Origin of the sequence: Parabacteroides sp. AT13 (genome assembly GCF_002272965.1) — a bacterium.
Classification (GTDB): Bacteria; Bacteroidota; Bacteroidia; order Bacteroidales; family Tannerellaceae; genus Parabacteroides; species Parabacteroides distasonis.
Genome location: NZ_NQMH01000001.1, coordinates 2,597,074 through 2,610,032, shown reverse-complemented (window position 1 = coordinate 2,610,032; position 12,959 = coordinate 2,597,074). Strand labels below are relative to the sequence as shown.

Here is a 12,959-nt window from a genome sequence, read left to right as displayed (position 1 = left end):
TGAAAAGAGCACATATGAAAATCCTGCTAAGTTTACTATGCTGTGTCGGTGTATTCACCCTATCAGCACAAAGTCGTTATTTCAAAGAAAGCGCTTCATGGCTTCAAAAGAGTGAGGCCTGCAAGCCAGTGTTAACCTATACGGAACATAAGCCGGTCAAACGGGTCACTTCCATCAAAGATGCGTCAGCCTACCAAGGTTGGCGCATGCGGGACGAAGGAAGCACGGATCTGTTATTCAATGAGTCCCTGAAGAAACATCCATCGGTTATAGTTGACTTCGGTGAGCATCTGACGGGGTATTTGGATTTCTCGCTCAAGCTCCTTAGCCAACAGGTTTCGGACGCTCCGGTACGTATCAAATTCACGTTCGCCGAAGTTCCCTCGGAATTGAACACGCCTTTCGACCCTTATCCGGGCGGTCTGTCAAGGGCTTGGCTACAAGATGAGGTGATGACGTTAATGACCGTACCCATCGAGGCCTCCATCCCCAGAAGGGTGTCTTTTCGGTATCTCAAGATAGAGTTGCTAGGCGCTTCCAGTTTCGATTTCGCCTTCGACAAGCTAACGTTCCGTGCGCAGACATCGGCTAAGACGGCTCCATTGCCACTGGCTTCCACGACCGATCCCTTGATCCGTAAAATCAATGAGGTAGGATTGCTTACATTAAAAGAATGTATGCAGACCGTCTATGAGGATGGCCCGAAACGGGATCGCCGGTTATGGATCGGAGACTTGTATCTGGAGGCGCTAGCGAACGCATGGTCGTATAAAAACCACGACTTGACGAAACGTTGCCTCTATTTATTAGCGGCTCTAGCCAATGATGAAGGACTGCTGCACGCCACCGTATTGGAGACACCGACCCCTCATCCGCAAAACGGTACGCATTGCTTGGACTATTCCCTGCTGTATAACGTAGCGTTGCTGGAATACCTGAAAGAGACCGGAGACAAGGAGGTCGCCTTGGACTTATGGCCGGTAGTGGTCCGCCAAATAGAGATGGCCTTGCGTCAATACTCGGACGATTGGATCTACGATATGCAAAAGAAGCCGATTTATTGGTTGGTATTCGACTGGAAAGATAATTATGATCGCCAAGCATCCATGCAGGGACTTACGGCATTCTCATTAGAGAAAAGCTATGAGCTGGCTAAAATGCTGGGAAAAGAGAAGGAGGCTGGAGACTGGCCTCGTATCGCCGGCCAGATAAAGAAAGCCGCCCGGAAAACATTCTATGACCAAAAGAACGGGGTGATCGTAAGCGGCCCTAACCGTCAGGTGTCTTACCTATCACAAGTGTGGATGATCCTATCGGAGACGCTTACCGCCAAGGAAGGAGCAAAAGCGATGGCCACCGTCCTATCGATGCCCGACGCATGCTATCCGGGATGTCCGTACGCTTATCATTATGTAATGGAAGCCTTGTTGAAATGTGGAATGCGGCAAGAGGCCCGTTCGCTCTTAACCAGTTATTGGGGCGGCATGGTGAATAAAGGAGCCGATACATTCTGGGAGGTATATGATCCGAACAATGACGAATTATCACCTTACGGATTTTTCCCGATCAATAGTTATTGCCACGCATGGAGTTGCACGCCGGTTTATTTCATCAACAAATACCCGGAGATATTCCAAAGATAGAAGATAATAAGAGAAACGCCAATATCGCTCGAAATGGAACGTATTGGCGTTTTCTTTTTCTTATTCCTCCACAGGTTCCCCGAACAGGGTTGCCGAGGAAGCCTTATGGATCTTGACTTTTATGAATTGACCTACATGATAGTTCTTCTTGTCAAAGATAACCACCTTGTTTTGGCTGGTTCGTCCGAACAATTGCTCACGGGAACGTTTCGAGAATCCTTCTATCAGAACCTCGAAAGTCTTGCCTATATCCCGCAAGTTACTTTCCTCGGACAACTTATTTTGCAAATCGATCATACCTTGCAAACGACGTACCTTCTCTTCTTCCGGTACATTATCCTCCAAATGGCTAGCGGCATATGTACCCGGACGTTCGGAATATTTAAATAAGAAAGCACTATCATATCCCACTTCACGCATCAAGGATAAAGTCTCTTGATAATCCTCCTCGGTCTCGGAATGGAAACCGCAGAATAAATCAGTCGAGATAGCGCAATCCGGTACGATACGACGGATCGCCGCTATACGGTCCAGATACCATTCACGGGTATATTTACGATTCATGACCTTCAAGATGCGACTGCTGCCGGATTGGGCAGGTAGATGGATAAACTTACAGATATTGTCGTTCGCGGCAATCACACGCAAGGTATCATCGCTCATGTCCTTCGGATGGGAGGTCGTAAAACGAATTCGCATATCGGGAACCTCTTTCGCCACACGATCCAACAAGATCGGGAAGGTTATGGTCTCACCTTCTTTCTCGAAAGAATAGGAGTTTACATTTTGTCCCAACAACGTAACTTCCTTAAAGCCTTTCTCGTGCATATCCCGTATCTCATTCAAGATACTCTCGATATCCCGGCTACGCTCGCGTCCTCTTGTATAAGGTACGATGCAATACGTACAAAAATTATTACAACCGCGCATAATAGACACGAAACCGGAGATATGTACGCCCGGTAACTTCAAAGGAATAACATCCTTATAGGTCTCTTGGGTAGAAAGCTCCACGTTGATCGCTTTCTCTCCGTGCTCTACCGCTCCCACCAAGTTCGGCAAGTCCAGATAAGAATCCGGTCCTACCACCAAGTCGGCATGATGCACATGGATCAGATCTTCCTTCACTCGTTCGGCCATACATCCCAATACACCGACAATTAAGGACTTCTTTTTCCGTTTTAAAGACTGGAAATACTGTAGCCGCCCATAGATTTTCTGTTCGGCGTTGTCGCGTACGGAGCAAGTATTCACGAAGATGGCATCCGCCTCCTCGATATTCTCCGTCATACTATAGCCATCCATCTTCATGATAGAAGCTACAACTTCGCTGTCCGCCACATTCATCTGACAGCCGTAGGTCTCGATAAACAACTTTCGTTCATCGCTTTGGGTAGCGGATTTTAAGTCCACACCGTTTTCTTGATTTACCATACTATATGTTAATATAATTTAAATAAGCAAGATTCTTAAAAATAATTACGCAAACGCTTGCATAGTTCGAATCCCACCGTTATATTTGCATTCGAAAAACGTAATTTTTTTCATAGTTAAGGTTTTGGTTAAATCGAATAAGGGTGGCTGTGAAGTTACCCTTATTTACTTTTATACCTATCTGATGTTTTATATACTCCCATCTTTTCACTTCTCAATTATTCTTCTTACATTTGGAGGTGCAAAAATAATCAAAGTTTATGGATAACGTAGGAGATTGGTTATATATTGTTTTCCTGATTATCGCCGCCGTCAGTGGCTTATTCAGTTCGAAAGACAAAAAGAAGAAGAGTCGCCCCGATATATTGGGGCAACCCGACAGGGAAATTGTGCCTAATGACCAGCCTACAGAAGGAAAAGGCTTCTGGGAGATATTGGAGGATATGCAAAAGGAAACGCAAAAACCTAAGCCCGCTCCCCGACAAAAGCAGGTAAAGTCAAAGGTTGAGAAACCGCAAGTCGTAACCTCATCGCCTGCCTCATCTCCATTCCTTTCCGCCGAGAAGAATATCCCGAATCATATCGCGACCCAGCCATCCGTAAGGATGAGTGCTATCGAGGAAGAACCGGGGCTTATGCCAGAAGATACCTTCAGAGACATCGAGGAATTGAAGAAAGCGATCATTTGTGCGGAGATTCTAAACCGGAAGTATTAATTTACGCCACACTTATATTCGATTCAGCGTAATTTTATGTAAGTTTGCGCCCGAAATATTGAACAGTAAGTATTTACCTAAAAACATAAAAACTAATTATCATGGCATTAAAATTTATTACAGCTGAAGAAGCCGCATCTTATGTGCATCATAATGACAATGTAGGTTTCAGTGGTTTTACACCCGCAGGATGCCCGAAAGTCGTTCCCGGAGCTATCGCCCGGAAGGCAGCGGAAGAACACGCTAAAGGTAACCCTTTTCAAATCGGTATGTTTACCGGCGCTTCTACTGGTGATAAGCTAGACGGAGAGTTGGCTCGCGCTAACGCCATCAAATTCCGTACACCGTACCAATCTAACAGAGACTTACGTGCCGCATTAAACGCTCATCAGGCACAATATTTCGATTTGCACTTGTCTGAATTGGCACAAAGCTTGCGTTACGGATTCTTGGGTAAGATTGATGTCGCAATCGTAGAGGCTGCCGATGTTACTGAGGATGGTGAGATCGTTCCGACTTCAGGTGTTGGTATCTTACCTACTATCTGTCGTATGGCAGACCGTATCATCGTTGAGTTGAACTGCCGTCACCCGAAAGAAATCCGCGGTATGCATGATATTTACGAGCCGGCTGATCCTCCTTTACGCCGTGAGATCCCTATCTACACTCCTTCTGACAGGATCGGTAATGATTGTGTAAAAGTAGACCCGGCTAAGATCGTTGGTGTGGTAAAGACCGATGAGCCGAATGAAGGTGGAAAATTCTCTCCGCTGGATGATGTCACGATGGCGATCGGTAAAAATGTAGCGGACTTCTTGGTTAGCGAGATCAAGGCCGGCCGTCTTCCGAAAGAATTCGTTCCATTGCAGAGTGGTGTAGGTAACGTGGCTAACGCAGTCTTGGGCTGCATGGGAGCTAATGAGTCTATCCCCGCATTCAATGTATATACTGAGGTTATTCAAGATGCGGTTATCGAATTGATGAAACAAGGTCGCGTTAAATTCGCCAGCGGTTGCTCTTTGTCCGTAAGTAATGAGGTAATCCGTGAGATCTACGCAAATCTCGATTTCTTCAAGGATAAGATATTGCTTCGTCCGCAAGAGATCTCTAACAATCCGGAGGTTGCCCGCCGTTTAGGCTTGATTGCTATCAATACGGCTTTGGAGGCTGATATCTTCGGTAATATTAACTCTACGCACGTATCCGGTACTCGTATGATGAATGGTATCGGTGGTTCCGGCGACTTTACCCGTTCGGCTATGTTATCGATCTTCACGACTCCGTCTACAGCGAAGGAGGGTAAGATCAGCGCGTTCGTACCGATGGTATCTCACTTGGATCATAGCGAGCACTCCGTGAAGATCATTATCACGGAATATGGTGTAGCGGACTTACGCGGTAAATCTCCGATCCAACGCGCTCGTTGCATCATCGACAATTGTGTTCATCCGGATTACAAACCGTTATTGGAAGAATACCTCGCTATGGGTATCAAGGGACATACGCCTCAAAACCTGAAATGCTGTTTCGCTTTCCATGAGGAACTAGCGGCCAGCGGCGATATGCACAATGTGGATTGGAGCAAGTATAATAAGTAATACAAACATATTACAGGCATAATTCATAGGGCATGGGTTCAACCGAACTCATGCCCTATTCTCATAGCAGACAATGCGTAATACATTTGTAATAATTTTGAAACAATTCTTTCAAGCGGGTTTAATCTCTCCTTAATATAGAGGCTCTTTCTTTGCAGCAGAATAAATAGGCAAAGATTGTGAGAAAGTTTATAGAAAAATTAGTGGAAGGAGGATTCTTGATCAGTGGAAGCGTCAGTAGCTTTACGATCTTGTTGATCATTGTCTTCTTATTTAAAGAGGCCGCAGGTCTTTTTAACAGCCCGGAGGTAGAGGAAGGATATATATTGGCTGTGAATCAGGAAAATCCAGTCGAACATTTGTCTCCCGAGCAAATCATGGATGTCTTCGATGCCAATATCACCAATTGGGAAGATTTAAACGGAGAAAATCAAGATATACTTGTCTTCCGTTTCTCGGACCTAACCAACTATTATACGGAAGAAGAGCTAGGTGAAGAATTTCAATATGTTCCCGAGAAAATCAATGAACTTATCCATAAAGAGCCGGGGATTATCGCATTCTTTCCGGAACAATACAAGTCGGAGAACTTTACGGGAAAAATCATATCGGGAGCCACGATCAAACCTTCGGAGTTCTTTGGAGGGACGAAATGGTATCCTACCTCCGCTCCCGCTCCGATCTTTGGCTTGATCCCTCTATTACTAGGTACACTTTTAGTAAGTATAGGCGCGATCGCCTTATCCCTCCCCTTCGGAGTAGCGGTAGCGATCTATATGGCAGAGATTGCCAATACAAAAACCCGTAATTTGCTAAAGCCTATTATCGAGTTATTGGCAGGTATTCCCTCAGTCGTTTATGGTTTCTTCGGATTGGTGGTGATCGTTCCCCTTATCCAAAAGACCTTAGACCTTCCGGTAGGCGAGACCGCTTTCGCCGGAAGCGTGGTTTTAGCGATCATGGCGTTGCCGACCATCATCACGGTAGCGGAAGATGCCATGCGAACTACCCCACGAGCCATGAAAGAGGCCAGCTTGGCATTGGGAGCCACGCAATGGCAAACCATCTACAAAGTAATAATCCCCTACTCCATATCCGGTATCACGTCCGCTGTCGTATTAGGTATAGGACGTGCGATCGGTGAGACGATGGCCGTATTGATGGTAACCGGAAACGCCGCCGTTATCCCTACCTCGTTCTTCGAACCGGTACGGACAATTCCTGCCACGATAGCAGCGGAATTAGGTGAGGCTCCCGCAGGTGGAGCGCATTACCAAGCCTTGTTTATGCTGGGAGCCGTGTTGTTCCTCATCACCTTGGGGTTGAGCATCGCCGTAGAATATATTTCATCCAAACGTAAAATTTAATTAAAGATATGGCACCTATTCAACATTTAGGGAATATAGACAAGAGGAAACGGGCCTCTCAACAGGTTGCTTTCGGTTTCTTTTCTTTCCTGAGTTATTTGGTCGTAGTGATCTTATTCGTAATACTGGGATTCATTATCTTAAAGGGAGCGAGCGTGATCAGTTGGGATTTCCTGACACAAGCACCCCAAGAGGGCATGACCTCCGGGGGGATTTTTCCGGCTATCGTAGGTACACTCTATTTAGTGATCGGAAGTAGCTTGATTAGTTTTCCCATCGGCATCATGAGTGGTATCTATATGAACGAGTACGCCACAAACGGGAAACTCATCCGTTTCATCCGTATCATGACGAATAACCTAAGCGGTGTCCCATCCGTTGTTTTCGGGTTATTTGGTATGTCTCTATTCGTAAGTACCTTGGGATGGGGAGACTCTATTATAGCGGGTTCGTTTACCTTGGCGCTGATGTCCTTGCCACTTATCATCCGCACGACGGAAGAGGCTTTGAAAAGTATCGATGATTCTTTCCGTCACGGTAGCCTAGCGTTAGGGGCTACGAAGTTGCAGACCATCCGCAGGGTCGTGCTACCGATGGCGTTCCCCAATATTATTACGGGATTGATTCTTTCGATCGGGCGTGTGTCCGGAGAGACCGCTCCTATCCTTTTTACGGTGGCCGCTTATTTCTTGCCGCAATTGCCGAAAAGTATTTTCGACCAATGTATGGCATTACCTTACCACTTATATGTTATCTCTACAAGCGGTACAGATATCGAGGCTTCCCGGGGGATGGCTTATGGCACGGCGCTCGTGCTGATCGTCATCGTATTATTAGTAAACCTTTTAGCGAACGCTTTACGTAGTTATTTCGCCAAGAAGGTAAAAATGAATTAAAAAAATAAGACAATTATGATAAAGATTGATGCTAAAAACGTAGACTTTTATTATGGGGATTTCCATGCATTGAAGAACATTTCCATGGAGATAGAGCCGAATACGTCCACCGCTTTCATAGGACCGTCCGGTTGCGGAAAGTCTACTTTCCTCCGCCTGTTCAACCGCATGAATGATTTGATTCCGGACACTCGCATGGAAGGTCAGATCCTGATTGATGGAAGGGATATTTATACGAAAAGCGAGAGAGTGGATCGCTTACGTAAAAACGTGGGGATGGTTTTCCAGAAACCGAATCCTTTTCCTAAGACGATTTATGAGAATGTCGCTTATGGCCTGCGGGTAAACGGTGTCAACGATGAGAATTATATTGAGGAGACGGTGGTCAAGACTTTAAAGCAGGTCGTCCTTTGGGACGAGGTAAAGGATAAACTGAAAGAATCGGCATTCGCTCTTTCCGGCGGACAGCAACAACGTTTATGTATCGCCCGTGCCTTGGCGATCTCGCCCTCCATCCTATTAATGGATGAGCCGACTTCCGCATTGGACCCGATTTCAACCAGCAAGATCGAGGATTTGATACATGAGCTGAAAAATGATTATACGATCGTAATCGTTACCCATAATATGCAACAAGCGGCTCGTGTTAGCGACAAGACCGGATATTTCTATTTAGGGGAATTGATTGAATATGATAATACCCGGAAGATTTTCACCAATCCGGAGAAAGAGTCTACACAGAATTACATTACCGGACGGTTTGGGTAATTGAAAATTAAAAATTGAAAATTAGAAGAGTATGAAGGTTATAGAGCAGGAGATTCATTCTTTAAAAAATAGTATCAGCGAGATGTGGGCATTGGTTCACCAGCAATTATACAACGCAGGGGAGGCTATGCTTACCGGAGATAAGGAACTCGCTTATAAGGTAATCAGCCGGGAACGCCGGGTAAACGCTTTCGAGCTAAAGATCGACAGTGATTGCGAGGATATCATCGCTTTATATGCGCCGGTAGCGATCGACCTACGTTTCGTATTGGCGATGTATAAGATTAATACAAACCTAGAGCGTCTGGGAGATTTCGCCGAAAGCATCGCCCGTTTCGCCGGAAACCTTCCCGAGGGGGAACCGATTGACCCGCAACTGGTCAAGGAAACCCGGGTAGAAGAAATGCTGTCGGAGTTATTAAGCATGATCTCACTCACCAAAGAGGCTTTTGAGAAAGAAAGCTCAGAGATCGCTTCCCGTATCTTCTTGAAGGATAATTTGATCGATGAGATCAATCATAATTCTACCGCTATTATCGCCAAATATATAGAGGAGCATAAAGGTAGTGCGTTGGCAGGGTTATATATGGCCGGTGTTATCCGGAAAATGGAACGTTTCGGAGATCATTGTACGAATATAGCGGAAGAGCTCATTTTCTATCTGGACGCTAAAGTCATGAAGCATATGGGCAAAACCGAGCAATAATTCGTATCTTCGCGGCCACTTTAACAATCAACATCAGTAAATGAAACGACTCACAGTGGCTTGGCTGTCGGCCTTCTTATTGAGCGGTTCCGCGTTAACGTCTTACGCTCAGACAAATTCTCCTATCCCGGAGCGGGATTCTTCTTCGGTATCTCTTTTTGAATACGCGACTAAGATTCCGAAACGCAACAAGGTTTTCAATCTGGACTTGGAGATGCACGCAGGATTCAACGCAGACTTTTTCTCGGGGAAGCTGGATGAAGCCGCCTTTCGTTTCAGGGATGTCAAAATTGATGTTACCGGAGAGGTGAACGATCGGTTATTCTATTGGTATCGCCAAACGCTGAATGGCGGTTATGAGGGACAAGCCTTGGAGAATTTGAATGAGTCGATCGAATATGCGTATATCGGCTATAAACTGAATGAGCGTTTTACCTTAACCGCCGGAAAACAAGATGTGTTCTACGGTGGTTTTGAGTACGACGAGAATCCTTTGCTTATTTATGAGTATAGCGATATGAATGAATACTCCCTTTGCTACCTTACGGGAATCGGGCTGGGGTATCAGCCGAATGAGTCGCAAGAGATCCGCTTACAGGTGACGAACAGTCGTATGGGATCGATGGAAGATGAGTATGGACATCTGCCGGAAGGATTTAAGAAACCGAGAGTTCCCTTGTTTTACACATTGAACTGGAACGGTAACTTTCTGGATGAGTTGATTCATTTACGGTACTCCGTATCCGCTGCGGAACAAGCCCAAGGGAAATATATGTATAGCGTCTTTACCGGTCAAAGTATAGAGGCCGGACCGGTCTATGCTTATTTCGATGTCATGTATTCACGAGGAAAATTAGACCCATTAGGATTATTGACCGAATTGACCCAGCCCGAAGTCTCCGGAGAGGAGGAACCGGAACCACCGGTTCGTATGCAAAACATCGATTATCTTTCGCTGGTGGGGGAAATACAGTATCGTTTCCATCCCAAATGGCAACTATTCGCGAAAGGAATGTATGAAAGCGCATCGATCTATAAAGCCTACGATGCTTACGAGAAAGGTAAATACCGTACGGCATGGGGGTATCAAGGAGGGCTTGAGTTCTATCCGATGGCCGATGATAATCTACATATCTTCTTGACCGCCATAGGTAAAAAATATAACCTATCCGAACGAGCGAAGGCGCTCGATGCCTCTCTGGACGACACCGCACGCCTTTCGATCGGTTTCATTTATAGATTACCACTATATTGAATAATGTGCCAATGTGGGTAATGTGCCAATATGCCAATTAAATGGATATATTCGCAGGGCACATTGGCATATTGGCATATTATTCACATTATTAATATCAATTCGTCTCCTTGTTGCAAATCCACCGTTAGCATTCCATCGATTACGGGTAAAGATACTGGTTTCTGATTTTTCTTGAGACTTAGGTTCGCTGAATTTGCCGGAAGCTTGATCCGGAAAATACCCGGAACGATCGCTTTCAATCGAGCTTCCGTCAGCAGACCTTCCGTCCATTTAGCCGACACCTCTCCGCCATTCCGGACTTTCAAACCGCTAAAGCTTCCGTTTTTCCAAGCGGAAGGCAAAGCCGGCAAAAACTCGATCAATCCGGTTTGACTCTGTATCAGCATCTCCGCGATACCCGCCGTGCCTCCAAAATTACCATCGATTTGGAAAGGAGGATGGGCACAAAACAAATTAGGATAAGAACCTCCTCCCTTCACCTCCTTCGTATGCTCATCTACGCAAGGACGTAACAAATCACCCAACAATTTATAAGCATGATCGCCATCCTGTAAACGAGCCCAGAAATTAATCTTCCAAGCCATCGACCAGCCCGTGCTTTGATCACCACGGACCTCCAAGGATTTACGAGCCGCCTCAGCCAACTCTGGCGTATGCTCTATCGATATCTCATTCCCGGGATAAAGCCCATATAAATGAGAGACATGACGATGGGTAGGCTCTACCTCCTCATACGGCTCGAGCCATTCCATAATACGGCCGTCTTTACCGATCGTCGTTGGCATCAAGCGATCTCGTTTCGCCGCCAACTCAGCAGCGAACGCGCTATCCACGCCTAAAATCCCGGCGGCCTCAATGGTATTCGTAAATAATTCCCGCACGATCTGATTATCCATTGTCGATCCGGCACAAATACTCACGACACTTCCGTTTGGCATTTTATAAGCGTTCTCCGGAGAGGTCGTAGGTGCCGTCACCAGATATTTAGTCCGGGGATCTTGCACCAACATATCCACAAAGAATAGGGCAGCCCCTTTCATCGTCGGATAAACATCCCTCAAATACGCCTTATCTAATGTATACTGATAATGCGTATACAAATGCTCGCATAGCCATGCGGCGGATGTATTCGTCGCTCCCCACGATGGATGTTCGCCCGGGGCGGTAAACTCCCAAACATTACCTAAAATATGGGTAACCCATCCCCGTGCGTTATAAAAAGCCTTGGCCGTGCGTTCGCCGCTAGGGACTTGCAGTTTCGTCCATTCGATCAGCGGAAGGTGCAACTCGGAGAGGTTCGTGACCTCCGCAGGCCAATGATTCATCTGTAAATTAATATTTAGGTGATAATCCCCGTTCCAAGGCGTATGAATCGTATTACACCACAAGCCTTGCAAATTCGGGGGCAGTAATCCCTGCCGGGTCGAGGAAATCAATAAATATCGACCGAACTGGAAATATAAAGCCGCCAATCCCGGATCGTTCTTATCTTGAGCGAAAGCGGCCAAACGCTCATTGATCGGAAGATGATCCCTTTCGCCTCTTCCCAAATCCAGAGAAACCCGATCGAACAGGGAGCGATAAGCAAGTGTATGTTCCCGGCGCAAGGTGGAGAAATCCTTAGATTCCGCTTGCGATAAGTATTTTTCCAAGGATTGTCCGGCGCCGTCTTTATCGAAATAATCCGTACCTAAACTTACCAAGATAATCGCTTCCGAGGCACTTCGCACCGACAGACAGCTATCTGTCGTAGCCAAATCTCCTCCCTTCGGCAAGACGATACGGACACGAGAGGCGAAACGCATCCCTTTCATCTCCAACGTATCCACCCCGTCCGGCAGTTGTCCCCGCATCAGCAAGTCCTTTCCGTCCAAAGAGATCGTCGCATGTTCCGGACGATTCATACCCAATGAGAAATTCAAAGCCCGATCCGTATCCGCTACCAAATGAATCACTCCCAGATCACCGGAAAAAGAGGTAAACATTTCCCGTTGATAATTCACATTCCCCCTTTTAAAAGAGACGGAAGCGATAGCCTCGCTTAGGTTCAACCGCCTGCGATACTCAGCGATAGAATCCGATTCATTCGGATACGTATATTTCAGCACTAGATTTCCGAATAATTGGTAACTCCCATACGGAGCGTTCGCACCGTCACCCAGATTACTTCCGGTCCCTTTGCAGACGAAAGTTTTATACATCAAATCCTGTGCCTCGTCATTCCGTCCCTCAAATAAAAGGCGACGAATATTCGCCAAAGAGTAATACGCATAAGGATTGTCCGTATCTTGCTTACTTCCGGACCACAGGGAGATCTCATTCAGGACAACATTCTCCCGCTCAATACCACCATCCGGCATCATACCGATACGGCCGTTTCCCAAAGGCAAAGTTTCTTCCCATATCTGCGCTGGTTGATCAAAATAATATGAGACCTCCTTCCCGGTCTGCATATCCGGCAAATTACAACCGAAAAGGAACGATAACAAAATCAAATAAAGTCCTTTCATATTCATACGATTATTCCTTGTTATTGTTTTTCCATCAAAAGCCGAAGAGGCGATCCACTGCAA

General features: G+C 46.0%; 10 protein-coding genes. 8 read left to right on the top strand and 2 right to left on the bottom strand.

From position 1 onward, the window contains the following. Window positions 1-14: 14 nt before the first annotated feature. Complete coding sequence (locus CI959_RS10830) at window positions 15-1,643, top strand: family 78 glycoside hydrolase catalytic domain (RefSeq protein WP_009275553.1); 1,629 nt, start codon at window positions 15-17, stop codon at window positions 1,641-1,643. Between the two features lie 60 nt (window positions 1,644-1,703). Here the strand turns inward: CI959_RS10830 and miaB are convergent, their stop codons facing one another. Continuing rightward, a complete protein-coding gene (miaB, locus tag CI959_RS10825; RefSeq protein WP_005853885.1) occupies window positions 1,704-3,077 on the bottom strand; it encodes a tRNA (N6-isopentenyl adenosine(37)-C2)-methylthiotransferase MiaB in 1,374 nt (457 codons plus the stop codon). A gap of 260 nt (window positions 3,078-3,337) precedes the next feature. Here miaB and CI959_RS10820 point away from each other — a divergent pair, with 260 nt between their 5' ends. The 7 genes from CI959_RS10820 to CI959_RS10790 all read left to right on the top strand — a co-directional run bounded on the left by CI959_RS10820 (window position 3,338) and on the right by CI959_RS10790 (window position 10,383). Beyond that, window positions 3,338-3,793, top strand: coding sequence for a hypothetical protein (locus CI959_RS10820; protein WP_005853883.1), 456 nt, complete (start codon window positions 3,338-3,340; stop codon window positions 3,791-3,793). 101 nt (window positions 3,794-3,894) lie between these two features. Continuing rightward, window positions 3,895-5,391 carry an acetyl-CoA hydrolase/transferase family protein gene (locus CI959_RS10815; RefSeq protein WP_057317370.1) on the top strand — a complete coding sequence of 499 codons (1,497 nt, stop codon included), beginning with the start codon at window positions 3,895-3,897 and terminating at the stop codon, window positions 5,389-5,391. A gap of 179 nt (window positions 5,392-5,570) precedes the next feature. Continuing rightward, window positions 5,571-6,758: a phosphate ABC transporter permease subunit PstC gene (gene pstC, locus CI959_RS10810; protein WP_005853879.1), complete on the top strand. Its 1,188-nt coding sequence runs from the start codon at window positions 5,571-5,573 to the stop codon at window positions 6,756-6,758. A gap of 8 nt (window positions 6,759-6,766) precedes the next feature. Continuing rightward, a complete protein-coding gene (gene pstA, locus CI959_RS10805) occupies window positions 6,767-7,654 on the top strand; it encodes a phosphate ABC transporter permease PstA (RefSeq protein WP_005867077.1) in 888 nt (295 codons plus the stop codon). Window positions 7,655-7,669: 15 nt separating this feature from the next. Then, entirely contained in the window at window positions 7,670-8,422 is a 753-nt protein-coding gene (pstB, locus tag CI959_RS10800) for a phosphate ABC transporter ATP-binding protein PstB (RefSeq protein ID WP_005853875.1), read from the top strand. Window positions 8,423-8,453: 31 nt separating this feature from the next. After that, on the top strand, window positions 8,454-9,128 hold the full coding sequence (gene phoU / locus CI959_RS10795) for a phosphate signaling complex protein PhoU (RefSeq protein ID WP_005853873.1): 675 nt from the start codon (window positions 8,454-8,456) through the stop codon (window positions 9,126-9,128). Window positions 9,129-9,168: 40 nt separating this feature from the next. Continuing rightward, the gene (locus tag CI959_RS10790) at window positions 9,169-10,383 is read left to right on the top strand and encodes an OprO/OprP family phosphate-selective porin (protein WP_057317369.1); all 1,215 of its coding nucleotides are present in this window, start codon (window positions 9,169-9,171) and stop codon (window positions 10,381-10,383) included. Window positions 10,384-10,466: 83 nt separating this feature from the next. Here the strand turns inward: CI959_RS10790 and CI959_RS10785 are convergent, their stop codons facing one another. Then, on the bottom strand, window positions 10,467-12,896 hold the full coding sequence (locus CI959_RS10785; protein ID WP_005853869.1) for a glycoside hydrolase N-terminal domain-containing protein: 2,430 nt from the start codon (window positions 12,894-12,896) through the stop codon (window positions 10,467-10,469). Window positions 12,897-12,959 lie beyond the last annotated feature (63 nt).

Bases quoted from the DNA above. Each gene is read 5' to 3' on its own strand.
- CI959_RS10785 (WP_005853869.1), bottom strand. From the start codon at position 12,896: ATGAAAGGACTTTATTTGATTTTGTTATCGTTCCTTTTCGGTTGTAAT.
- CI959_RS10815 (WP_057317370.1), top strand. From the start codon at position 3,895: ATGGCATTAAAATTTATTACAGCTGAAGAAGCCGCATCTTATGTGCAT.
- CI959_RS10790 (WP_057317369.1), top strand. From the start codon at position 9,169: ATGAAACGACTCACAGTGGCTTGGCTGTCGGCCTTCTTATTGAGCGGT.
- CI959_RS10820 (WP_005853883.1), top strand. From the start codon at position 3,338: ATGGATAACGTAGGAGATTGGTTATATATTGTTTTCCTGATTATCGCC.
- phoU (WP_005853873.1), top strand. From the start codon at position 8,454: ATGAAGGTTATAGAGCAGGAGATTCATTCTTTAAAAAATAGTATCAGC.
- miaB (WP_005853885.1), bottom strand. From the start codon at position 3,077: ATGGTAAATCAAGAAAACGGTGTGGACTTAAAATCCGCTACCCAAAGC.
- pstA (WP_005867077.1), top strand. From the start codon at position 6,767: ATGGCACCTATTCAACATTTAGGGAATATAGACAAGAGGAAACGGGCC.
- CI959_RS10830 (WP_009275553.1), top strand. From the start codon at position 15: ATGAAAATCCTGCTAAGTTTACTATGCTGTGTCGGTGTATTCACCCTA.
- pstB (WP_005853875.1), top strand. From the start codon at position 7,670: ATGATAAAGATTGATGCTAAAAACGTAGACTTTTATTATGGGGATTTC.